Annotated in this window: 19 protein-coding genes, 1 tRNA gene and 1 pseudogene; 10 read left to right on the top strand and 11 right to left on the bottom strand. The window is 57.6% G+C overall.

Annotated features, from left to right (window positions below):
• The first annotated feature begins 148 nt into the window (after nucleotides 1-148).
• Nucleotides 149-991 (top strand): isopenicillin N synthase family dioxygenase, encoded by an 843-nt coding sequence (locus RZ517_RS07705; protein WP_338550869.1) that lies wholly within the window; start codon nucleotides 149-151, stop codon nucleotides 989-991.
• A gap of 24 nt (nucleotides 992-1,015) precedes the next feature.
• On the opposite strand, the gene RZ517_RS07700 is transcribed toward RZ517_RS07705, so the two are convergent.
• Nucleotides 1,016-1,091: transfer RNA gene (locus RZ517_RS07700), tRNA-Thr, on the bottom strand.
• 163 nt (nucleotides 1,092-1,254) lie between these two features.
• Between RZ517_RS07700 and RZ517_RS07695 the strand changes: the two genes are divergently transcribed.
• Entirely contained in the window at nucleotides 1,255-2,100 is an 846-nt protein-coding gene (locus RZ517_RS07695) for a hypothetical protein (RefSeq protein ID WP_338550868.1), read from the top strand.
• Between the two features lie 8 nt (nucleotides 2,101-2,108).
• On the opposite strand, the gene RZ517_RS07690 is transcribed toward RZ517_RS07695, so the two are convergent.
• On the bottom strand, nucleotides 2,109-2,372 hold the full coding sequence (locus tag RZ517_RS07690; RefSeq protein ID WP_338550867.1) for a DUF2312 domain-containing protein: 264 nt from the start codon (nucleotides 2,370-2,372) through the stop codon (nucleotides 2,109-2,111).
• 140 nt (nucleotides 2,373-2,512) lie between these two features.
• Here RZ517_RS07690 and RZ517_RS07685 point away from each other — a divergent pair, with 140 nt between their 5' ends.
• The gene (locus tag RZ517_RS07685) at nucleotides 2,513-2,728 is read left to right on the top strand and encodes a hypothetical protein (RefSeq protein ID WP_338550866.1); all 216 of its coding nucleotides are present in this window, start codon (nucleotides 2,513-2,515) and stop codon (nucleotides 2,726-2,728) included.
• Here RZ517_RS07685 and RZ517_RS07680 read toward each other — a convergent pair.
• Both RZ517_RS07680 and RZ517_RS07675 read right to left on the bottom strand, forming a co-directional pair.
• A complete protein-coding gene (locus tag RZ517_RS07680) occupies nucleotides 2,721-4,763 on the bottom strand; it encodes an enoyl-CoA hydratase/isomerase family protein (RefSeq protein ID WP_338550865.1) in 2,043 nt (680 codons plus the stop codon). The genes RZ517_RS07685 and RZ517_RS07680 overlap by 8 nt on opposite strands.
• A gap of 102 nt (nucleotides 4,764-4,865) precedes the next feature.
• Nucleotides 4,866-5,075: a hypothetical protein gene (locus tag RZ517_RS07675; protein WP_338550864.1), complete on the bottom strand. Its 210-nt coding sequence runs from the start codon at nucleotides 5,073-5,075 to the stop codon at nucleotides 4,866-4,868.
• 182 nt (nucleotides 5,076-5,257) lie between these two features.
• Here RZ517_RS07675 and RZ517_RS07670 point away from each other — a divergent pair.
• A pseudogene (locus RZ517_RS07670) lies at nucleotides 5,258-6,120 on the top strand (MBL fold metallo-hydrolase).
• 20 nt (nucleotides 6,121-6,140) lie between these two features.
• Here RZ517_RS07670 and RZ517_RS07665 read toward each other — a convergent pair.
• From RZ517_RS07665 to RZ517_RS07640, 6 genes are all read right to left on the bottom strand, one after another.
• On the bottom strand, nucleotides 6,141-6,266 hold the full coding sequence (locus tag RZ517_RS07665; protein WP_338550863.1) for a hypothetical protein: 126 nt from the start codon (nucleotides 6,264-6,266) through the stop codon (nucleotides 6,141-6,143).
• Nucleotides 6,263-7,309, bottom strand: coding sequence for a FliM/FliN family flagellar motor switch protein (locus RZ517_RS07660; RefSeq protein WP_338550862.1), 1,047 nt, complete (start codon nucleotides 7,307-7,309; stop codon nucleotides 6,263-6,265). Before RZ517_RS07660 ends, RZ517_RS07665 begins: the two co-directional genes overlap by 4 nt.
• A 141-nt stretch (nucleotides 7,310-7,450) precedes the next feature.
• On the bottom strand, nucleotides 7,451-10,144 hold the full coding sequence (locus tag RZ517_RS07655) for a sensor histidine kinase (RefSeq protein ID WP_338550861.1): 2,694 nt from the start codon (nucleotides 10,142-10,144) through the stop codon (nucleotides 7,451-7,453).
• Between the two features lie 9 nt (nucleotides 10,145-10,153).
• On the bottom strand, nucleotides 10,154-10,426 hold the full coding sequence (locus RZ517_RS07650) for a hypothetical protein (protein ID WP_338550860.1): 273 nt from the start codon (nucleotides 10,424-10,426) through the stop codon (nucleotides 10,154-10,156).
• Nucleotides 10,423-10,791 carry a response regulator transcription factor gene (locus tag RZ517_RS07645; protein WP_338550859.1) on the bottom strand — a complete coding sequence of 123 codons (369 nt, stop codon included), beginning with the start codon at nucleotides 10,789-10,791 and terminating at the stop codon, nucleotides 10,423-10,425. Before RZ517_RS07645 ends, RZ517_RS07650 begins: the two co-directional genes overlap by 4 nt.
• A gap of 115 nt (nucleotides 10,792-10,906) precedes the next feature.
• Nucleotides 10,907-12,229: a helix-turn-helix domain-containing protein gene (locus tag RZ517_RS07640; protein ID WP_338550858.1), complete on the bottom strand. Its 1,323-nt coding sequence runs from the start codon at nucleotides 12,227-12,229 to the stop codon at nucleotides 10,907-10,909.
• Between the two features lie 237 nt (nucleotides 12,230-12,466).
• Between RZ517_RS07640 and RZ517_RS07635 the strand changes: the two genes are divergently transcribed.
• From RZ517_RS07635 to acs, 6 genes are all read left to right on the top strand, one after another.
• The gene (locus RZ517_RS07635; protein ID WP_338550857.1) at nucleotides 12,467-13,819 is read left to right on the top strand and encodes a substrate-binding protein; all 1,353 of its coding nucleotides are present in this window, start codon (nucleotides 12,467-12,469) and stop codon (nucleotides 13,817-13,819) included.
• A gap of 191 nt (nucleotides 13,820-14,010) precedes the next feature.
• Complete coding sequence (locus RZ517_RS07630) at nucleotides 14,011-15,054, top strand: branched-chain amino acid ABC transporter permease (protein ID WP_338551125.1); 1,044 nt, start codon at nucleotides 14,011-14,013, stop codon at nucleotides 15,052-15,054.
• A gap of 3 nt (nucleotides 15,055-15,057) precedes the next feature.
• Nucleotides 15,058-16,260 carry a branched-chain amino acid ABC transporter permease gene (locus RZ517_RS07625; RefSeq protein WP_338550856.1) on the top strand — a complete coding sequence of 401 codons (1,203 nt, stop codon included), beginning with the start codon at nucleotides 15,058-15,060 and terminating at the stop codon, nucleotides 16,258-16,260.
• Nucleotides 16,261-16,272: 12 nt separating this feature from the next.
• A complete protein-coding gene (locus tag RZ517_RS07620) occupies nucleotides 16,273-17,028 on the top strand; it encodes an ABC transporter ATP-binding protein (protein ID WP_338550855.1) in 756 nt (251 codons plus the stop codon).
• Between the two features lie 15 nt (nucleotides 17,029-17,043).
• Nucleotides 17,044-17,799 carry an ABC transporter ATP-binding protein gene (locus RZ517_RS07615; RefSeq protein WP_338550854.1) on the top strand — a complete coding sequence of 252 codons (756 nt, stop codon included), beginning with the start codon at nucleotides 17,044-17,046 and terminating at the stop codon, nucleotides 17,797-17,799.
• Nucleotides 17,800-17,882: 83 nt separating this feature from the next.
• The gene (gene acs, locus RZ517_RS07610; protein ID WP_338550853.1) at nucleotides 17,883-19,832 is read left to right on the top strand and encodes an acetate--CoA ligase; all 1,950 of its coding nucleotides are present in this window, start codon (nucleotides 17,883-17,885) and stop codon (nucleotides 19,830-19,832) included.
• Nucleotides 19,833-19,972: 140 nt separating this feature from the next.
• Here acs and RZ517_RS07605 read toward each other — a convergent pair whose 3' ends face one another.
• On the bottom strand, nucleotides 19,973-20,851 hold the full coding sequence (locus RZ517_RS07605; protein WP_338550852.1) for a DMT family transporter: 879 nt from the start codon (nucleotides 20,849-20,851) through the stop codon (nucleotides 19,973-19,975).
• Nucleotides 20,852-21,172: the final 321 nt, after the last annotated feature.

Here is a 21,172-nt window from a genome sequence, read left to right as displayed (position 1 = left end):
CCAATACGCGCTGGTTTGAATGGATCGTCGCCGAAGTGCCGAATGAACTTGCAGAAACATTCGGAAAATTTGACCTTGAACCGGCCCCTACTGCCGGTATCGTTCAGTCAAAGCTCTTGCATCCCACGCCCTGACTGGAAAACGCCCCATGGCCACCTTCGAAGTTCTCGCCATCAGTCCAGATGATCCCAATGCGCCGGAGCTTTTCGCCAAGTCCCTGCGCGGCACCGGGTTTGCTGTGATAAAAGACCACGACATTGATATGCGTGAAATCTCGGACATGTATGATGTTTGGTCAAAATACTTTGCCGATACCGCCAAGCATGAAGACGCCACGCCTGCGTCTGATCCGGCTGGATATTTCGGCTACAAGTCTGAGAATGCCTCGGGGCGCACGCAAAAAGACCTCAAGGAGTTTTTCCACGTCTACCAGTCTCGCGATGTGCCACCCGACTGCGCCGCTGTGACACGAAAATTTCATGCGAGCCTCATAGGATTGGGCGAAACCCTTCTGGGCTGGCTGGACCAGGTGACACCTCAAGATGTGGCACAAAACCTGTCGATGCCCTTCACCGAGATGGTCAAAAACTCGGAAGATCACCTGCTGCGCGTGCTGCACTACCCGCCCCTGCCCGATGATGTCGAACCGGGCGAAGTGCGCGCCGCCGCCCATGGCGATATCAATCTGATCACGCTTTTGGTCACCGGGTCAGAGCCGGGACTTCAGGCACAGGATGTCAACGGTGATTGGCACGACATCCCCTGCGGGACGGGATATATCAACGTCAATGCAGGCGATATGCTCGAGCAGGCCAGCCGCGGATACTATCCCTCCACGGTGCACCGCGTGATCAATCCACCCAAACAGGACAACCGCGCCCGCTACTCCCTACCACTCTTCATGCATCCGCGCCCCGAGGTTCAGCTTGCCACACAAACCGCCGGCGAATTCCTGCAACAACGGCTGAAAGAAATCGGTCACGCCGGATAACGGCTTGCTGCGAAAGTTGTGAAATGGTGCCCCCACACGGACTCGAACCGCGGACCTACTGATTACAAATCAGTTGCTCTACCAGCTGAGCTATAGGGGCACGGGCGCCTGATTACGCATCTCGGACGCATTCTGCAAGATGAAAAACGCCTTCTTTGCGCGGCAATGTGAATCCGGTTTTCATGGCCGTCAAAGCCGGTATATTCCCAGACAAACGATCCCGAGGGGCAAACATGCAGGTCGTCATTCACGCGGGCGCGCACATGACAGACGATGACAGGCTCATTCAGTGCCTGCTGGACAACAAAGAACGTCTGTCGGCGATTGGCACGGATGTGCCTGACCCGCGCGTTTATCGCAAGCTTCTGCGCGACATCCTAAATGCCGCGATGAAATCAGGGATCAACGAGGAGGCGCGCGATATTGTGCTGGATACGATCAATCACGATCATTCAGCAGATCGACTTGTCCTGTCCAACCAGGGGTTCTTCGGAACTCAGAAAATGGCCGTGGGTCAGGGGCAGCTTTATCCACAGGCTTCTGCACGGATGGAGGCGTTTCGCCAGATTTTTCCCAATGATGACATCGAGTTCTTTGTTGGCCTGCGCGATCTGGCCACCTTTTTTCCGGCAATTTTGCCCAAGACACCGTTTGAGACCATGGAAGATATGCTCAATGGTGTGGATCCAAGCACGTTTCGCTGGACAGATATGGTGCGGCGCCTGCGCGAGTCGCATCCTGACATGCCGATGACAATCTGGTGTAACGAGGACACGCCGCTCATCTGGGGTCAGGTTGTACGGGAAATGGCGGGGCTCGATCCCAACGCAAGCTTCACTGGCGAATTCCTTTTGCTGAAGGAAATCATGACCGAGATTGGCATGCAGCGGTTTGAAACCTACATGGCCGGGCAACCGGACATGACAGAAATTCAAAAACGTCGCGTGATCGTGGCGTTCCTGGACAAATTCGTGAAGGAAGAGGAAATCGAGGAAGAGCTGGACTTGCCCGGTTGGTCCGAAGCGTTGATTGACCACCTGTCGGACATCTATGACGACGATGTTCACGAAGTCGCTCGCGTCTCGGGCGTGAACATGATTGCGCCCTGATCGGGCGGCTACATTCCCAACGCTTCCTTATACATGTCCAGCACGGCCTCTTCTTCGGCCAGATCATCCTTGTCACGTTTGCGAAGGGCAATGACCTTGCGCATGACCTTGGTGTCATAGCCGCGCGCCTTGGCCTCGGCCATCACCTCTTTTTGCTGGTCGGCGATGTCTTTTTTCTCTGACTCAAGGCGTTCAAAACGCTCGATAAACTGGCGCAGCTCATCTGCGGTTACGCGATAGCTGTTTTCGGTTACGGGCGTTTGGTCGTCCATATCTATCTCCGCTTACGACAGGGCCTTTCCCTACCTCCGGTGACCCGGTCTCGCAAGCCCCGAATTGCGGCCACGTCTTGCAGTCAGACAATAGATGCACTAGGCGCTCGATTGTGACGGCGAGGACAAGGACGGGCGCCATGGACATTCTGATCTGGCTGGGGGCCGCGGTGACGTTGGGTGGGCTGGCGCTTTTGATCTGGTGCATCCTGCGGGTGATGAAGGCGCGCAAAGCAGGGCTTTCGGATGATGCGCTGCGCGCAGAGCTTCAGAAGGTCGTACCGATCAACACCGGCGCTCTGTTTTTGTCGATGTTTGGCCTGATGATGGTGGTGCTCGGCATCGCGTTCAGCTGAAGAACCGCTCTCCGTTTTTGACCATGTCCTCGATCTTGGGATGCGGTCGCCAAATGTCGCACAATGGCGTCAGAGCCTTCATCGTGCGCAAGAGCGGCAAGAGCCCTTGAATATCGGCCCACAGCAGGGGGCCGCCGCGTGTCCGGGCAAATCCATACCCTTTGACCATGCACAGATCGATATCAGAGGCGCGCAGCACATCGCCCGCCTCCATCATCGCAACGGCTTGATTGACGAAGGCGGCGTGCAGGGCAAGCTGCAACGACCGACCTTCGATATTGGATAAATCCGTCCTCACATCACTCTGTCCGGTGCGCCATGTGTCGAGCCAGTTGCGCACGGCCGGGTCGGGCAGAACTTTGTCTTCATGTGCAGCATAAAAGCCCGTTCCGGCGGCATTGCCCGAAGCCATCAGGGCGGCGCGCGCCTCCAGCAATCCAAGTTCAGGTGCCTCTGTGCCGGGACCCATAATACGTCGAATACGTTGTGATGCTTGCTCCAGGCGCTGCGTTTCCATTGACCTGAAGGGGCCACGCACAAAGCCCAATGCTTCGGCGGCCTCATCTGTTTCAAACAGATCGGCCCCTGCCCGCACCAGAACCAGTGCCGCACGCTCCAGCGCATACATCAAACGATGCCCCAAAAGACCCGGGCGTTCGGTTGTACGCAACACGGTGGCGCCCTGTCCTGAGAAATAGGTGACGGCACGCGCCACAGCGTCGGTCGGGCTGTCGGCGTTGGTCGCAAGTTCGGCCAGGCGCGGAATATAGGCAGGCCGATAGATCCGGAGCGCCATGGTCGGGTGCCCCACCTGTTCGGCGCGCTCGGTGCTATAAAGAGCTTCGTCCAAGACACACCAGGCGGTGTCAGGCTTGACCTTGGTATGCGCAATGACCACGCCGCCGCTGTCAAGCACCAGATCCGCGTCCGAAATAACGCTGCGATCATCGCTGGCGCTCAGTTCACGCAGACGCGTATCGCGATCAATTATATCAATCCGTCCCCGTTCCAGCGCGGTTTGGTAAATGTCGCGCACCCGTGACGCGATCTGTTCAGCTGCAACAGATTCTGATGTGAGGATCGACACCGACTTGCCGCGATTGAGCGCCGCCACCACCAGATCCGCCTGAGTTGGGGCGGTACCCACAACCACCACCTTCTCGATCTCCTTTGGAATGATACCCGTCAGGTCCGGCATCGCGCGCGCGCGTCGTTCGGCGGCGAAGGCATGGCGGATGCCGCGCGAAGAGGACGAGATGCGCCGCGCTTCAAACAAGGTCCGTTCCAATTGAATGGCTTGGTCAAACGGCAATAGTTGTGCCGCCTCAATGCACCGCAGAATATCTGCCTCGAGTCGCTCATCTTCGGTCAGCTTGCGGCGGACCGACTGTATAGCGCGCTGGTATCCGGTGGGGTCGCTGAACCCGTGTGTTGAGTCTGAGGATTTGCCCCAGACACCGGCCTGCGCCAGTTGCCGCGCCAATTGGATGGCCGCGGACATGGGATCATCGGGCACAATATGTGCAAAGACCGGCGCGAGCATCTGGTCCTCAGCGTTAAAAATCTGACCGGACAAGATCATCTTCAAAGACCCCTGTGCTCCGACAAGGCGCGGCAACCGTTGGGTGCCGCCCCCACCGGGCAACAGGCCCAATCGCACCTCTGGCAACGCCACTGCTGTGCCAGTTTTTGCGACCCGTGCATGTGCGGCCAGGGCGAGTTCAAACCCCGCTCCCAGTGCAGATCCGTGCAGTGCGGCGACCACAGGTTTTGGAGCGTCTTCAATCTCTTGGCACAGCTCTGTGATCCAAGGGCTTTGCAATTCTTGATTGTATTCCTCAATGTCGATGCCAGAGGAAAACCCGCGACCCAGCCCTGTCAGTACAAGGCCCAGAACCGTTTCGTCAGCCACAGCGCGAGCCACGGCGGCGCTCAGCTCTGCGCGCATATCGCGCACCAACGCATTCTCCGCTCCGCGCGTCATGCAGAGCACAGCTACGCCGTTTTCAATACTGCAATGTACCTCCGACGCCACTCGTCGCCTCGTTCCGTGTCATGCCGCCTTTGCACGCGACTTGTTACGATTACACGCTGAAACGAAGCGTTACGCAATGCTTTCGCGTCCAAAGGCGAAAATTCAGACCGGCATGTTGTCGAACTGTGCCTCAATAGCGGCGTCTGTCAATTCGTCATGAAGCTTGCGAAGGTCTTTGGGAATCTCGTGACCTTGTGCCTTCATTCGGTTCAACAATCCCGCCAAGCTGGGCTGCAAAAGATAACGAGAGTCTTCGGCAGTTTCTAATATACGCGTGTGCAATTCGGATATTTCGTCAGACAGACGATCCATAAAATATACTCCTCCCTCCTGCCACGGCTGGTCGCCCCCGAAAACCATGCAAATATGCCCGTGGTTGTGCAGTGTGTCGCCAATATGCCATGCCAGACGCAACATTGTCATGACAGTTTCGCTGGAAATCGCGTAGACTGCGGATAAGTGCCTAAATACTGTGCAGAAAAAAGGAGCGCGCCGTGCAGCCTGACGTCTCAGCTTTCTTCGATGAACAGACAAATACGATTTCTTACGTGGTCAAGGACCCGACCGGACACGCCTGTGCCGTGATCGATTCCGTCCTGGATTTTGACTATGCATCTGGTCGCACAGACACGCGTTCAGCCGACGCAATCATTGCACATATTGAGAAACAAGGTCTCAAGGTTGAATGGCTTTTGGAAACGCATGTCCATGCCGATCATCTTTCGGCCGCGCCGTATATCCAAGAGCGCGTCGGCGGACAGATTGGCATCGGCGACCAGATCACCACGGTACAGGATACCTTTGGCAAGGTGTTCAATGAAGGCACCGAATTTCAGCGCGACGGCTCACAGTTTGACCGCCTCTTTGTCGAAGGCGACAGCTTTGCCGTGGGGCAGTTGCGCGGGGATGTGATGCACACGCCGGGGCACACACCTGCTTGTATGACCTTTCTGCTCGGGGATGCTGCCTTTGTGGGCGATACGCTTTTCATGCCGGATTTCGGAACCGCGCGCTGCGACTTTCCGGGGGGTCTTCAGAGATGCTTTTTCGCTCAATCCAGAAGATCCTTAGCCTGCCGGATGAAACCCGCGTTTTCGTTGGCCATGACTACAAGGCCCCGGGCCGCGAAGACTATGCCTGGGAAACCACTGTGGCCGAGCAGAAAGCACGCAATGTGCATGTCGGCGGCGGGCAGGATTGCGCAAGCTTTGTTGCGATGCGAGATGCGCGGGATGCAAAGCTGCCGATGCCCAAGCTGATCATCCCATCGCTACAGATCAATATGCGCGCGGGAAAAATGCCCCCCGCCGATGATCAGGGCGATGTCGTGCTCAAGGTGCCGCTTAACAAACTTTGAAACAGCCTGTACAGACGCACCTATTCTGCGGGCGTCGGCAACGCAGAGGCGGCAAGCAGTTCATCCAGGTCGATATCCTCGTCTTTGTCCATCGGCGCATCGGCATCGCCCAACACCCCCAAAACAGGGGTTTCTAGCTGGGTCAAATCCTCAAGATCGCTCCCAGTCCCTGCAGTCCCGATTTCCGGTGGTGCGGGGGTGCATTGTCTTCGAGCGATGGCAGAGGCGACAAATCCACAAGCGGGTCAGACCCCAGGTCAAGCGCCTGCGCTGCCAGGTCTTCCTCGGGGGCCAATTCGGGTCGTGCATATTCGCGCTCGGCACTTTCATCCACCAGACGCACCGCACGAAATCCATTGAGTTGGCCAAGTTTGACATGTGCCACCAAATGCCTACCAGCCGCCAAAAGCCGTGCTTCGATCAGCGTTTCATGTGAAAGCGGCAAAATCGTGCCCAGCGTCCAGTCGCACACATCCTGTAGCGGCACGCGCATGCGCCCAAGAACCGCATCCAGCGTGACAGGCGCGTTCAACGCGTTTTGTTCGAGTTTTTCGGCGCGGTCTCCGCCCTCTACCCCTCCTTCTGTTTTGGGATTGGATGGTCGTTTTGGCAAAACCAAATCCAGCACACCCGATTTGGCCCCACCAGCAAGATCTAGGTTCAGCCGGAAGTGATCAAATTCAGGTTCGCTGAGAGCCAGGGCAAGGCTGCGCGCGTCAGCGACCCGGTCTCCAAAGCGAAACCCGCGAGCGCACTCAGTGATCTCGGCCTCCTTCAGGGTTTCATCAAGCCCGTCCAAGACTGCGTTGATGAGCGGTTGGGCAATAGCCGCGTCGGTGTGAGTGAATGGCCGAGCTTCAGCCGCGCCCTCCATCACCCGGCCTTTGAGCTGCATTTCGATGAGTGCGGCGACCATTTGCAGGTCAAGGCGCATCACGCCAAGCGCCTGATCGGGGCCATCGAGGAGAATGAGAATCCCGTCGTCGCCCATCCTGTCTTCCAACTGCGACAAGGGCAGCGTGGTCTGCTCGACAGTGCGCACCGCAAGCGCAAGCCCCATCAAGCGCGCAGCCGATTTCGCCAAAGCTAGGCGCAGCGCCTTGGCCGGCGACATCTCGCGCGCGTCAAATCCATCGCGCGCCGCCTGTGCTTTGCGATGGATAACTGAGTCTGCGGTGTCTTCGCTCATGGCCTCCGCCGCTGGTGAAATCGCAACTTTGGCAGGACACTAATGCCAATTTGGTTAAGAAAGATCAAAGCCTCATGGGATTAGCGGGCAGCATGTGTCGATGGTGAGGTGCCTAAGCCTCTGAGATATATCTCAAAGATGCTATTGCGCGGCCTGAGCGGCGCTTTCGGCGCTCAACGGCAGACTGACCCGAAATGCGGCACCTGTCTGACCCGGCATATATTGGATACTGCCACCCAACCGCGCCATGATTTCGCGGCTGATCGCAAGTCCAAGCCCAGCACCCCCCGCCTTGGTTTCGCTCACGCGTGCAAATTTTTCAAAAATCGTGCCCTGCTTGTCGGCGGGGATGCCCGTTCCGTTGTCCGCAAACGTGATTGTGACGACACCATCCTCGACACGCGAGGTGATGTGCAATTCGGGGCTCTCGGCATCACAATATTTGCGGGCATTCGACATGATATTGATGAACACCTGAGCCAACCGGTCGGTGTCTGTGTAGAGCTCTATGTCATGGGCGTCGAGTGTTCGGACAACCTTGATCACACCGTCGCCCATGCCTGCGGCAATTTCGGATCGATCCAACAAATCCGACAAAGTCGCGGTCTGCAGGTTGAGCACAATCTGCGCGTTTTCCAGAACACTGAGGTCGAGCAAGTCATCCAATAGCCGTGTCAACCGAATTGCTTCATTATGAATGATCGAGGCGTAGCGGCTCTGCTCATCCTCGCTCATATCCTCGGTATCGCGCAGGATTTCCGAAAACGCGCGGATCGACGTCATCGGCGTGCGAAGCTCGTGGCTGATCTGGCTCAGGAAGGCGTCCTTTTGCACCGAGATTTGCGTCAGCTTTTCATTCACCTGTCTGAGCTGTCGGGCGGTGCGCTCCTGTTCTTCGGTCTTGGCTTCCAACTCGCTGGAATACTCCATGATCTGCGCGGTTTCGTCCGCCACCGCCATCAAGTCTTCGACGGACACGGTGGCACGTCCCACGATCTGGCTGATCATGGCATGTGCTGTGGCAGCCCCGACCGATCCGGCCATAGCGCGCTCCAGCTCTCCCAAAAACTCCGGTGTGGGTTCGGGAAGAGACCCACCGATGCCCTGGGCTTTTGCAGCATTCGAAAACAGTCCCTGCGCCTCACCAGCGCCCATGATGCGCTGTGACATGATCAAAAGGTCTTCGCTTTGCGCCTGACCACCGCGCCAACCGCCGCTGGTGGTGGAATGTTCAAACACATTGACGAATTGCGCACCTTGCAGCCTTTCTACGGGCTGAGGAAAGCTGAATACAGAGACGATGAAAAAGACCAACGTGTTCAGCGACACACTCCACATAAAGGCATGCACCACCGGGCTAAGCCCTTCTGTGCCAAAGAGCGCCTGTGGCCTGAGCCAGCTGATGCCCAGTAGTCCCTGATCAAGCACCGCCTGCGGCATGAGCATGAAGGGACCAAAGCTTGGCAGAAAGAGGCAATAGGCCCAGATGGCAAAGCCCGTGGCGAGACCCGCCAGAGCACCCTTACGATTGGCACCGCGCCAAAAAAGGCCACCCAGCAGTGCCGGCAGGAATTGAGCCACACCGACAAAGGAGATCAATCCGATAGCCGCGAGCGCCGCGCCGCTGCCTGAGAGGCGGAAATAGAGGTACCCCAAAAACAGGATGACCGCGATAGAGAGTCGTCGGGCCAGCATTGCAACGTGACGCACGTCGCCGGAGATCATCGCCGAACCACCGGTCATCCATAGCCAGACGGGCATGACCACGTGGTTCGAAACCATGGTCGAAAGGGCAATCGCGGCGACAATCACCATGGATGTGGCCGAGCTGAATCCGCCAAGGAAAGACAAGATGGCCAAACCGTCGCGCCCCTCGGACAAGGGCAAGGTCAGAACGAACAGGTCCGGGTTGCTGCCTTGGGGCATGATATCAAGACCGATGGCCGCAATGGGCACGACAAACAGGCTCATCAACATGAGGTAAGCCGGAAAGGCCCAGGACGCCGTGCGTAAATGGCGCTCGTCGTCGTTCTCGACCACCATGACCTGAAACATGCGCGGCAGACACATGAAGGCTGCTGCCGACAAAAGCGTCAGCCCGACCCAGCGCGACCCCGGCACATCCCAACGCGCGATGGCCGAAGCCTCGATCCGGTCCAACGTGGCGTCGAGACCTCCGGCCAGCCCCCAGACGACAAACACGCCCACTGCCAAAAGGGCAAAGAGCTTGACCACCGCTTCCAAGGCGATGGCCATGACAAGACCATGGTGACGCTCATTTGCATCAAGGTTGCGCGTCCCGAATATGATGGTGAACACTGCAAGACCCGCCGCGACCCAAAAGGCCGTCAGGTTCTGGTTGATCTGTTCGCCATCGCTGGCCCCAAAATCCGCGAAAGCCGCATAAGACAGCGTGACGGATTGAAGCTGCAATGCAATGTATGGTGTTGTCCCAATCACAGCCAGAACTGTGACAAACACCGCCAGCGCGTTGGATTTGCCAAATCGCGACGAGATCAGGTCAGCAATGGAAGTGATCCGTTGACTTCGACCCACACGTACCATTTTTCGCAGGGTCCACCACCAGCCAATCATGACCAATGTGGGCCCTAAATAGATTGTCACGAATTCCAGCCCCGAGCGCGCCGCGAACCCAACCGCACCATAGAAGGTCCAGGCCGTGCAGTAGATTGACAGGGACAGAGTATAAATCAAAGGCGAACCCAGCCACCTTCCCCTGCCGCGCTGCGCGGCGCTGTCGGCGGCAAAAGCCACCACAAACAGAAGCGCCACATAGAGCAGGCTAGCCAAGACTAGAATGTTGAGCGTCGCCATGGCGCGCCTCTACCCTTGCTCAGTCTCAGAGGCGTTGCTGTCGGTTCTGGGAATACGTCGCGACAAGATCGCCGCGGCACCGATCAAAAAGATCCAGACCAGAAAGACATAGAGCATGACCTGAACCGTACCGGTCCCGCCGTCCTCAGCAGGTGTTTTCCAGAGCAATGGCAACAAGAAAAGCCCTGCTCCAAAGATGGGCAGGAACCGCGCGGTGTCGGCCATGCGCCGGCCGTGATAGGTGCGCTTGGCAACAAAAAGTGGGCTTGGTTCCCGGCTCATGACGGCACCAGGTTGCGCACAGCCTCAAGCACTTCGGTGTTCGAGAACGGTTTGGTCATATATTGGTTTGCCCCTGCATGTTCCGCCATTTCGACATCCTTGGCCTGTCCACGCGCCGACAACATCAGCACAGGCAACTCGATAAGCCCCTGGTCCGCTCGAATTTCACGCAGGATGTCGAACCCGCTTTTGCCTGGCAACATGACATCGAGAATGACAATGTCGGGCTCTCGTGCGCGCACCGCATCCATGGCGTCATGCCCGTTGGAATGTGTTTTTACATCCCAACCGTCGCGCGACAGTATAAAACTGACAGCTTCGATGATGTTTTGCTCATCCTCGATCAGCAGGACTTTCTTTCCCATCCAACCGGCCTCCCTCCGATCAGTTGACGCCCAACGCACCTTGCGGTCCCAATGGCGCAGAACCGACTATCACCAAACTAGGGCACCGAGTCAAAACCACTTCACCTGATGTGCGTTACAGCCCTGACGATAAAATCGATGGTTCGCGCCGCGCCTGACACTCTCCCATCGAACAAATTTGGCAGGTCACGCCAACGTCGCGTGCCGCAGCTGTTGCGTGGCCAGGTTCCACCGGCACAAGCAACATATGTGCTCGTATCAAAGGGCCGCGATCGAAACGTGCGGGCACAAATTCTTCCGCCACAGCCAACGCCTCAAGGCGCACATCGCCTTGGCGCAGAATCTGACGCTGCGGCCTGCCGGGCTGGGCCAGGCAATCATAAATCGGCCAAAGCGTGCAGGCTGCACCGTTGCGCGGCACGGAAAACCCCAAAACGGGCTTTCTGAGCAATATTGCCCCCGCCCCATCAATCGTGATGAGACCAACCGGGTCGACCATGTCCTCGGGTAAATTCGCAAGACGACGGAAAACACGGCCCAGAGGCTGCTGGCTTTGGGCGGCGATGACATCTGGCTTCGGCGCATTCCGATCCAAGTAGCGACGCATGTCATCCAATGGCAACGCGCGGGCGTCCTCTACATATTGGCGCAGAACAGCACGGGCGAGCTCTTGTGCCGGACCTGTTCGAAGTTCGGCACTGTTTTCGACAATTGCATCAACCCGCGGTGCCGCGCCCCAGCCTTCGAGCTGTGAAAAATGAAACCCATGGCTCTCAAGAAACGCGTGCAGCTCATCCTGTGGTGACCGAATATCCGCGCTCGTGTCTGGCGCAGCTTCCAGATAGTGCATCAGCGCTTCAGCGCCCTCGGCCAGCCGCGAGCCATCTTCGTTGATGTTACGATGAAAGCGCATTTGCCACTCGGGTTCCAGTTCACGTGTCTCGGCCAGAATGGCAGCGGTGGCGCGAATGGAGGTGGCGGTCGAGATGACCTCATGCAGCGCTTCGGCAAGCTGTGGGTCATGCGCCAGTCGTTCGGTCAAAACGGTGATCGTCTGTTCCATATCCTCGCAGCGTTGAGTCAAACTCGCCAAAAGCGCCGCCCATCCAGGAAAACGCCCGGCGAATTCTTCAATCCGGTCGAGCTCCGGATTGGCCTCTGCTCTTGCGTCCAGCGCCGCGTCTGATCGCCCGGCAGCGGCCTCCTTGAGTGTTGCCAAAAGCTGCGCCCCGGCGCCTTCGGATAAAAGGGACGGTTCGACCTCAAGCACCTGAGCGATCTGGAGCAATGTGCGCCCACCGATTCGTCGGCGGTTGTGTTCAATGAGATTGAGATAGGACGCCGAAATCCCGGCGCGTTCGGCCAACTCGGCCTGTTTCAAACCGGTCATCACCCGTCTTTGCCGGATGCGCGTGCCCACCATGCTGCGGTCCAGCATTTCGCTTTATCCCTCAAAACCTTTACTTTCCCTAGCGTCAGAGAAAGAAATTTACAATATTTCCCTTCCGTTTGTGCAATTTATTTACAAAATTATTGTTTCGCTGAAGGCCCTTGTTGCCTGATTTTCTTTCGACCTGCGATAATGCCTTTGCACTTCAGTGCGTGGCGAAGAGACGGTGGAGAAGATCGTCTTCTACTCGGCCTTCTTCGCCGTTTGACACTAGGGAGGATCTAAATGTCAAAAACTGATCTCACACGTCGTGGGCTTCTGAAGACCGGCGCTGTTGCCGGTGCAGGCGTTGCTCTGCCGACGATTTTCACGGCACAATCCGCAGCGGCCTTCACCAACGAACCCACTGGCGGCTCCGTGACACTGGGCTTCAACGTGCCTCAAACCGGCCCTTATGCTGATGAGGGTGCAGACGAACTGCGCGCTTATGAGCTGGCGGTTGAGCATCTCAATGGCGGCGGCGACGGCGGCATGATGAACACCTTCTCGTCCAAAGCCCTGCAAGGCAACGGCATTCTGGGCAAGAAAGTGGAATACGTCACAGGCGACACGCAAACCAAAGCGGATGCGGCACGTGCCTCGGCCAAGTCGATGATCGAAAAAGACGGCGCCATCATGATCACCGGCGGTTCAAGCTCCGGTGTGGCTGTTGCCGTTCAGGCGCTCTGCCAAGAGGCCGGCGTTATCTTTATGGCGGGCCTTACGCACTCCAACGACACAACGGGTAAAGACCGCAAAGCCAATGGCTTCCGCCACTTCTTTAACTCCTACATGTCAGGTGCCGCTCTCGCACCGGTGCTTGCAAACGCATATGGTACGGACCGTAAGGCCTATCACCTGACCGCTGACTACAACTGGGGCTACACCACAGAAGAAGCTGTGAAAGCTTCGACTGAGGCTATGGGCTGGGAAACGGTTGCAGCTGTGAAAACACCGCTGACACAAACTGACTTCTCGTCCTACATTGCACCGGTTCTGCAGTCGGGTGCCGACACGCTGGTTTTGAACCACTACGGCGGCAACATGGTGAACTCGCTGACCAACGCGGTTCAGTTCGGTCTGCGTGACAAGCAGGTGAACGGCAAAGACTTCCAGATCATCGTTCCACTTTACTCTCGCCTGATGGCGAAAGGTGCGGGTGCCAACGTCAAAGGCATCTTTGGTTCGACAAACTGGCACTGGTCGCTGCAGGACGAAGGCTCCAAAGCGTTCGTTAAGTCCTTCGGCACCAAGTATGGCTTCCCGCCGTCACAGGCTGCACACACCACATATGTTCAGGCTCTGCTTTATGCGGATGCTGTGGAACGTGCTGGCTCCTTCAACCCATGTGCGGTTGTTGAAGCTCTCGAAGGCTTCGAGTTCGACGGCATGGGCAATGGTCCGACGCTCTATCGCGCCGAAGACCACCAGTGCTTCAAGGATGTTCTGGTTGTGAAGGGCAAGGAGAACCCAGACAGCGAATTCGACCTTCTCGAAATCGTTGAGGTGACTCCGGTCGATCAGGTGACTTACGCCCCTGATCACCCGCAAATGGGCGGTGCCGAGGCTTCCTTGGGCTCCTGTAACCCAGGCGCATAAGCGTACCAGAAAAGATTGGCAAGGGCGGCTTCCGCCCCTGCCTCCCCACATGCCGGACAGTGTGATCTGACCCAGGCGTGACTGGCTCCGTACAGAACTCAATAGGTGGGACTATGGACAACTCTCGTAGCAATATCACTACGACCGCAAGCGTCTTGGGCGCTATCGTGGCGTTTTTCGCCGTCGTCGTGATGCTCTTTGGTGTCGAAGCGACGATACTGCAAACTCTTGACGGGCTGAGCAAAGGGTCAGCCTATGCGCTGATCGCGCTCGGACTGACGCTGATTTTCGGCACGCTTGGTGTGGTGAACTTCGCGCATGGTGCGCTTTTCATGATTGGCGCGTTCTGCGCTGTGACACTGAGCCAGCTGCTCAAACTGTCGCGCACCGTGATTGACGAGACCAAAACCGACTTCCTCGGCAATCCTGCGCAAGTTCAGGTCCCCTACATGAACGACTGGTTCGGGGCCGAAACCGGAGCCGCAATCATCGACTGGGCTGTCCCACTGGCTATTCTGTTTTCTATCCCCATTATGGTGCTTGTCGGCATCGTGATGGAACGCGGCCTGATCAAGCATTTCTACAAACGCCCCCACGCCGACCAGATCCTTGTCACCTTTGGTCTGGCGATTGTTCTGCAAGAGATCATCAAAGCGTTCTATGGCGCCAACCCGATCCCAACCCCTGCCCCTGCGGCTTTCAGCGGATCATTCGACTTTGGTGCAATGCTCGGGTTCGACCCCAATGTAATCATCTACCCGTACTGGCGGATCATCTACTTTGCCTTTGGCGCATTGCTCATCGGCGGCGTCTTTGCGTTCCTGCAATTCACCACCTTTGGCATGGTAGTCCGCGCCGGCATGGCCGACCGCGAAACCGTGCAGCTTCTGGGCATCAACATCGACCGCCGCTTCACACTTATGTTCGGTCTCGCGGCAGCTGTCGCAGGGCTGGCCGGTGTGATGTACACGCCGATCAACTCACCCAACTATCACATGGGCATGGACTTCCTGGTCCTCAGCTTCGTTGTGGTGGTTGTCGGCGGCATGGGCTCTTTGCCCGGTGCCGTGCTCGCGGGTTTCCTCCTGGGAGTGCTCGAAGCCTTTGCCTCGATGGGTGAAGTGCTCGAAGTGCTGCCCGGCCTCAATCAGATCATCATCTTCCTGGTGGCGATCATCATTCTGTTGACCCGTCCTCGGGGCCTTATGGGCCGCAAGGGCGTGATGGAGGACTAAGCCATGCTGGGTCTCGAAAAGAAAGATTTTCGCCTTTTGATGATTGTTGTGGTGCTGACAATGTTGGCCCCCTTCATCCTCAACCCTTTCCCTGCTGAAAGCGCTTTGGGAGAAACCTTCAACGCAGGCTACCCTGACCTGATGCAGCGCTTTGTGATATTCGGCATCTTTGCCATCGGGTTCAATATCCTCTTCGGCCTCACCGGCTATCTCAGCTTCGGTCACGCCGCCTTCCTCGGTGTCGGCTCTTACGCTGCGATCTGGATGATGAAGCTTGTCACCCTCAACGTGATCCCCGCGATCATCATGGGTGTGATCTTTGCAGGTATCTTTGCACTCGCAGTGGGCTACATCTCACTTCGGCGTTCAGGCATTTACTTCTCGATCCTGACGCTGGCCTTTGCGCAGATGTCCTATGCCCTGGCCTATTCGGTTCTGACGCCGATCACCGGCGGTGAAACCGGGCTGCAGATCAAATCCACCGACCGTCCGATGCTGTCCAATCTGGAACCGGGCGAGATTGGGCGCGCCAACCTCTTTGGTATGGACATGCGCACCAGCTTTGAACTGGGCGTGGGCGATTGGCTCTTTACCTTTAATTCGGGCTACTACATCGCTGCATTCTTTATGCTGATCAGCTTTTACCTAGCGATCCGCATCTTCCGCTCGCCTTTCGGCACCATGCTGCGGGCGGTGAAGTCGAACCAGACACGCATGTATTACACCGGTCTCAACGCGCGGCCCTACACTTTGGCGGCCTTTGTCATCTCCGGCATGTATGCTGGTCTGGCGGGTGGCCTTCTGGTGGCGATGGACACGCAAGCGGGTCCTGAGCGGATGTTCTGGACGGCTTCCGGCGAGGTGGTTCTGATGACCATCCTGGGCGGCGTCGGCACACTGATCGGCCCGGTTCTTGGCGCTGGTGCGATCAAGTACATGGAAAACATTCTCAGCAAGATCAACAAAGACATCCTGCATGAATGGTTTGCCATTCTGCCTGATGGGATCGAGGATTTCCTGGTGACGATCATCTATCCTTTCGTCGGCAAAGGCTGGCACCTGACCCTTGGCCTTATCTTCATGGCCGTGGTGATCTTCCTGCCCGGCGGTCTTGTCGAAGGTGGCCAACGCATCGCCCGGCTCTTTGGTCGAAAAAAGGCCAAGGGCGACGGCGAAGAAGCCACACAATCCACCCCTGCAGAATAAGGAGCCAAAGTGATGGGTATTCTTGAAGTCAAGAACGTCAACAAACGCTTCGGCGGCCTGCAGGCCCTGGGCGATGTGAACCTGAGCGTGGCAGAGCACAGCGTGCATGCCATCATCGGCCCCAACGGGGCGGGCAAATCCACGCTGCTCAACTGCCTCATCGGCAAGCTCATTCCGGACACGGGTTCGGTGATGTTTGACGGGCAATCTGTGCTGGGCCGCAAGCCCTATCAGATCAACCAGATGGGCATCAGCCGTGTGTTCCAAACACCGGAAATCTTTGGAGATTTGTCGGTGATCGAAAACATGATGATCCCGATCTTCGCCAAACGCGACGGAGCGTTTCGGATGCATGCGCTGGAAAGCACGATGAATGAAAAAGAAATCGTGGACCAGGCGGAGGATATGCTGGAAAGCCTAGGCTTGGCTGACGCGCGCCATGATCATGCGGCGGCCATGTCACGTGGTAACAAACGGCGACTTGAGATCGGCATGTGTCTGGCGCAAGAACCGCGGCTTTTGCTTCTGGACGAGCCAACCGCCGGTATGGCGCGGGCCGACACCAACAACACCATCGACCTGCTTAAGCAGATCAAGGACGAGCGCGACATCACCATCGCGATCATCGAACACGACATGCACGTCGTGTTTTCCTTGGCCGAGCGGATCACGGTACTGGCGCAGGGCACCCCCCTTGTTGAAGACACGCCAGACAAAATCAAAGGCCATCCCAAGGTACGCGAAGCGTATCTCGGCGAAGCGGCGTAAAGCGGGAGAAAGACAATGAACGTCAAACCTGACTTTTCCAAAGGCAAGAACTACGCCGAAACCGCACCCGCCTTTTTGTCGGTCTGGGGGATGCAATCCTACTACGGCGAAAGCTATATTGTGCAGGACATTTCCTTTAATGTGCACGAAGGCGAGATCCTGGCGCTTCTGGGCCGCAATGGGGCCGGTAAAACCACCACGCTGCGCTCAATTGCCCGGATGGATAATCCTCAGTTGAACCATGGCGAAATCTGGCTGGATCACCAGCCCCTGCACAAGATGTCGTCGCATCAGGCGTCCGCGGCGGGGATAGGGCTTGTGCCAGAAGATCGTTGCATCATTCCCGGCCTGACGGTTGAGGAAAACCTGCAGCTGGCGCAAATCGCGCCGCCGGTTGGCTGGTCACTGGATCGCATTTACGAGCTGTTCCCGCGTCTGGAAGAACGCCGCAAACAAGAGGGTGTGACTCTCTCAGGCGGCGAACAGCAGATGCTGGCCGTGGCACGTGCACTTGCGCGCGACATCAAGGTGCTGCTTCTGGACGAACCCTATGAAGGTCTCGCTCCTGTGATCGTGGACGAGATCGAAAAAACGCTGCGTGTGATCAAGGAACAAGGCATCACGACGGTTCTAGTGGAACAAAATGCTGTCCGCGCCCTGGAACTCGCCGACCGCGCCATCATTCTGGACACCGGGGGCATCGTCTTTGACGGCACCGCCAACGAAGTGCTGGAAAACGAAGAGCTGCGCGCTGAATACTTGGCCATCTAAGGCCCTTGGTCTGCCCCCCAATTTCTCTCCCTGACGGAGGGGCAGGCAACAAAGAATTTAAAATACGACTGTGAGGGACTGCCATGTCTGACACCACCTACGCGCCCGCAGCTGATTTTGCGGCCAAAGCCCATATTGACGCTGCCAAATATGAAGAAATGTATGCCGCCTCGATCAAGGACCCTGCCGCGTTCTGGGGCGAGCATGGCAAGCGGATTGACTGGATCAAGCCCTACACCAAGGTGAAGGATGTCGACTACAGCTTCGGCAATGTCTCGATCAAATGGTATGAGGATGGCACGCTCAATGTATCCGCCAACTGTATTGACCGGCACCTGACCACGCGTGGCGACCAAACGGCGATCATCTGGGAACCCGATGATCCAAACGAGCCCGCGCAGCATATCTCCTACAAAGAGCTTTATGCGCAAACCTGCAAGATGGCCAATGTGCTCAAATCCATGGGCGTGGGCAAAGGCGACCGGGTGGTGCTCTATCTGCCGATGATCCCGGAGGCCGCCTATGCCATGCTGGCCTGTGCGCGGATAGGAGCCATTCATTCCATCGTCTTCGCCGGGTTCTCGCCCGATGCTCTGGGCGCGCGCGTCAATGGCTGTGACGCAAAGGTGGTCATCACCGCGGATACCGCCCCGCGCGGCGGCAAGGCAACCAAGCTAAAAGACAATGTCAATCAGGCGCTCTTGAATGACTTTGACGAGGTGAAATGCCTTGTTGTGAAGCGCACCGGCGATCAGATCGCATGGCGCGATGGTCTGGACTACTGGCTGCATGAGGAGGCCGAGAAGGTCGACGTAGACTGCCCGCCCGAAGAGATGAACGCCGAAGACCCGCTTTTTATCCTCTACACCTCCGGGTCCACTGGGATGCCCAAAGGCGTGGTGCACACCACCGGTGGGTATCTCGTTTATGCCGCGATGACCCATGAGCTGGTCTTTGATTACCACGAGGGCGACATTTATTGGTGTACGGCTGATGTGGGCTGGGTCACGGGCCACAGCTATATCGTCTACGGCCCGCTGGCCAATGGCGCGACCACGCTGATGTTTGAGGGCGTGCCGACCTACCCGGATGCCAGCCGCTTCTGGCAGGTCTGCGAAAAGCACAAAGTGAACCAGTTCTACACCGCCCCCACGGCCATCCGTGCGCTGATGGGGCAAGGCAATGACTACGTAACCAAATGCGACCTCAGCTCGGTGCGGATCCTCGGCACCGTGGGCGAGCCGATCAATCCCGAGGCCTGGAATTGGTACAACGATGTCGTGGGCGGCGGGCGCTGTCCCATCGTGGACACCTGGTGGCAGACCGAAACCGGCGGTCACCTGATGACGCCCCTGCCCGGCGCGACGGCGGCCAAGCCCGGCTCGTGCTGCGGTCCCTTCTTTGGGATTGAGCCGGTAGTGTTGGAGCCCACAACGGGCGAGATCATCGAGGGCAATGGTGTCGAGGGCGTGCTCTGCATGAAAGACAGCTGGCCGGGGCAAATGCGCACCGTCTGGGGCGATCATGAGCGGTTCATGAAAACCTATTTTGCGGATTACAAAGGCTATTACTTCACCGGTGACGGATGCCGCAGAGACGAAGACGGCTATTACTGGATCACGGGCCGTGTGGACGACGTGATCAACGTCTCAGGCCACCGGATGGGCACGGCCGAAGTGGAAAGTGCTCTGGTCGCGCATTCCAAGGTCTCAGAGGCGGCCGTCGTGGGTTACCCGCATGACATCAAGGGGCAAGGCATCTATTGCTACGTCACGCTGATGGGCGGTGAGGAATATACCGATGAGCTGAAGACCGAGCTGCGCAACTGGGTACGCACAGAGATTGGCCCGATTGCCTCGCCAGACCTCATCCAATGGGCTCCGGGCTTACCCAAGACCCGATCCGGCAAGATCATGCGCCGCATCCTGCGCAAGATCGCCGAGAATGATTATGGTTCGTTGGGTGACACCTCCACGCTGGCCGAACCGGCGGTGGTGGATGACCTGATCGAGAACCGGATGAACAGAGGGTGATGCCGTAGGGCGGGGTTTCACCCCGCCAGCCGGACATGTGCCGGGGTGAAACCCCAGCCTACATCTTCAAATCCGCGTCGTCCTCAGCCTACGTCTAACCACATCCACTGCACTAAGGGCTAACACTGTAGGGTGGGTTTTCAACCCACCTTCCGTGTCGCCAAAAACACGCCCAGCGCCGCCAAACCCATGCCAGCCCAGGCCAGCGGCGGCATCACCTCTCCCAACATCCCCCAAGCCAAGAGCGCGGCCAAAGGCGGCACGAGGTACAAAAGCGCCGAGACCCGCGCCACATCACCCGCCCGGATCATGGCCAAAAGCAGCCCCACAGCGATGAGCGAATTGCCCACCACCAGATAGCCAATCGCGCCGGTGAACTCCCAGGTCCAGTCAATCGAGATGTCCTCTTGCAAGAGCATCAGAGGTGCCACGCCAACCAACCCCGCGATGTACCCCACCAAATTGGCCGTCACCGGATGGTGGCTCAGCCCAAAACGTTTCTCCCAAAGCGAGCCTGCGGTGATGCCTGCCAGCCCCAGAAGCGCACAGGTCACGCCAAAGAGGGACGGTGCCTCTATGGCAGAGCGCGCCGAGATCACCACCACAGCGCCCACCAGCCCAAGGATCAGCCCAAGCCACTGGTTGCGCCCTACATGTTCGCCTGCCCAGCGCGGCACGATCATCGCCACCAGAACCGGCTGCAGCGACATGAAAAGCGCCACCGTGCCTGCTGCTACGCCCGAGGCGAAGGCAAAATAGCTTAGCCCAAAGTAAACCGCCTGAATGAGAAACCCGACAAATGCCAGATGCCCCCATTCGGCGCGTGTCTTGGGCAACGGGGGGCGCAAAATGATGAAGAGCAGCGTCATCAGCGCCACAACCATCCCAAAGCGCAAGGTCAGAAGCGTCATCGGCTGTGTGTATTGCAACCCCACTTTTGCGACTGGATACCCACCCGACCACAGCATCAGAAACACCACAGGGGCGGCGGCGAGCCAGAAAGGGCGTGAGGTCGGCATGAGGGGTGTCTTTCAAACGTCTTTGGGCTGACATGAGCATGGGGGCCGCCTGCACGCAACTCAGATTATCTATCTCGCTCGGAAGCCTCTGAATTTACTAGAGAAAGGGACGACGCCTCACCGCCCCATCTGTTCCATTCCCGACACGAGGTCGCAAACAAGCGAGACGCGCCCATTTTGGCACGGCACGCTTGCCCCTAGCGGTGGCATTTCCGCCGTTCAATGAAACCAAGGAACGCCATGACGACGCAAGAGCCCTCTTCGTCGACAAATACAACTGTGCCTGCACCCTCGCGCGCACTGCAAGGTATCCTGTGCATC

Origin of the sequence: Roseovarius sp. S88 (genome assembly GCF_037023735.1) — a bacterium.
GTDB classification, from domain to species: Bacteria; Pseudomonadota; Alphaproteobacteria; order Rhodobacterales; family Rhodobacteraceae; genus Roseovarius; species Roseovarius phycicola.
This window is presented reverse-complemented; position numbering and strand designations above follow the sequence as displayed.

Bases quoted from the DNA above. Each gene is read 5' to 3' on its own strand.
- RZ517_RS07655 (WP_338550861.1), bottom strand. From the start codon at position 10,144: ATGGCGACGCTCAACATTCTAGTCTTGGCTAGCCTGCTCTATGTGGCG.
- RZ517_RS07630 (WP_338551125.1), top strand. From the start codon at position 14,011: ATGCTCTTTGGTGTCGAAGCGACGATACTGCAAACTCTTGACGGGCTG.
- RZ517_RS07620 (WP_338550855.1), top strand. From the start codon at position 16,273: ATGGGTATTCTTGAAGTCAAGAACGTCAACAAACGCTTCGGCGGCCTG.
- RZ517_RS07660 (WP_338550862.1), bottom strand. From the start codon at position 7,309: ATGAGCGAAGACACCGCAGACTCAGTTATCCATCGCAAAGCACAGGCG.
- RZ517_RS07685 (WP_338550866.1), top strand. From the start codon at position 2,513: ATGGACATTCTGATCTGGCTGGGGGCCGCGGTGACGTTGGGTGGGCTG.
- RZ517_RS07635 (WP_338550857.1), top strand. From the start codon at position 12,467: ATGTCAAAAACTGATCTCACACGTCGTGGGCTTCTGAAGACCGGCGCT.
- RZ517_RS07705 (WP_338550869.1), top strand. From the start codon at position 149: ATGGCCACCTTCGAAGTTCTCGCCATCAGTCCAGATGATCCCAATGCG.
- RZ517_RS07640 (WP_338550858.1), bottom strand. From the start codon at position 12,229: ATGCTGGACCGCAGCATGGTGGGCACGCGCATCCGGCAAAGACGGGTG.
- RZ517_RS07690 (WP_338550867.1), bottom strand. From the start codon at position 2,372: ATGGACGACCAAACGCCCGTAACCGAAAACAGCTATCGCGTAACCGCA.
- RZ517_RS07615 (WP_338550854.1), top strand. From the start codon at position 17,044: ATGAACGTCAAACCTGACTTTTCCAAAGGCAAGAACTACGCCGAAACC.
- RZ517_RS07675 (WP_338550864.1), bottom strand. From the start codon at position 5,075: ATGGATCGTCTGTCTGACGAAATATCCGAATTGCACACGCGTATATTA.
- RZ517_RS07695 (WP_338550868.1), top strand. From the start codon at position 1,255: ATGACAGACGATGACAGGCTCATTCAGTGCCTGCTGGACAACAAAGAA.
- acs (WP_338550853.1), top strand. From the start codon at position 17,883: ATGTCTGACACCACCTACGCGCCCGCAGCTGATTTTGCGGCCAAAGCC.
- RZ517_RS07625 (WP_338550856.1), top strand. From the start codon at position 15,058: ATGCTGGGTCTCGAAAAGAAAGATTTTCGCCTTTTGATGATTGTTGTG.
- RZ517_RS07605 (WP_338550852.1), bottom strand. From the start codon at position 20,851: ATGCCGACCTCACGCCCTTTCTGGCTCGCCGCCGCCCCTGTGGTGTTT.
- RZ517_RS07650 (WP_338550860.1), bottom strand. From the start codon at position 10,426: ATGAGCCGGGAACCAAGCCCACTTTTTGTTGCCAAGCGCACCTATCAC.
- RZ517_RS07645 (WP_338550859.1), bottom strand. From the start codon at position 10,791: ATGGGAAAGAAAGTCCTGCTGATCGAGGATGAGCAAAACATCATCGAA.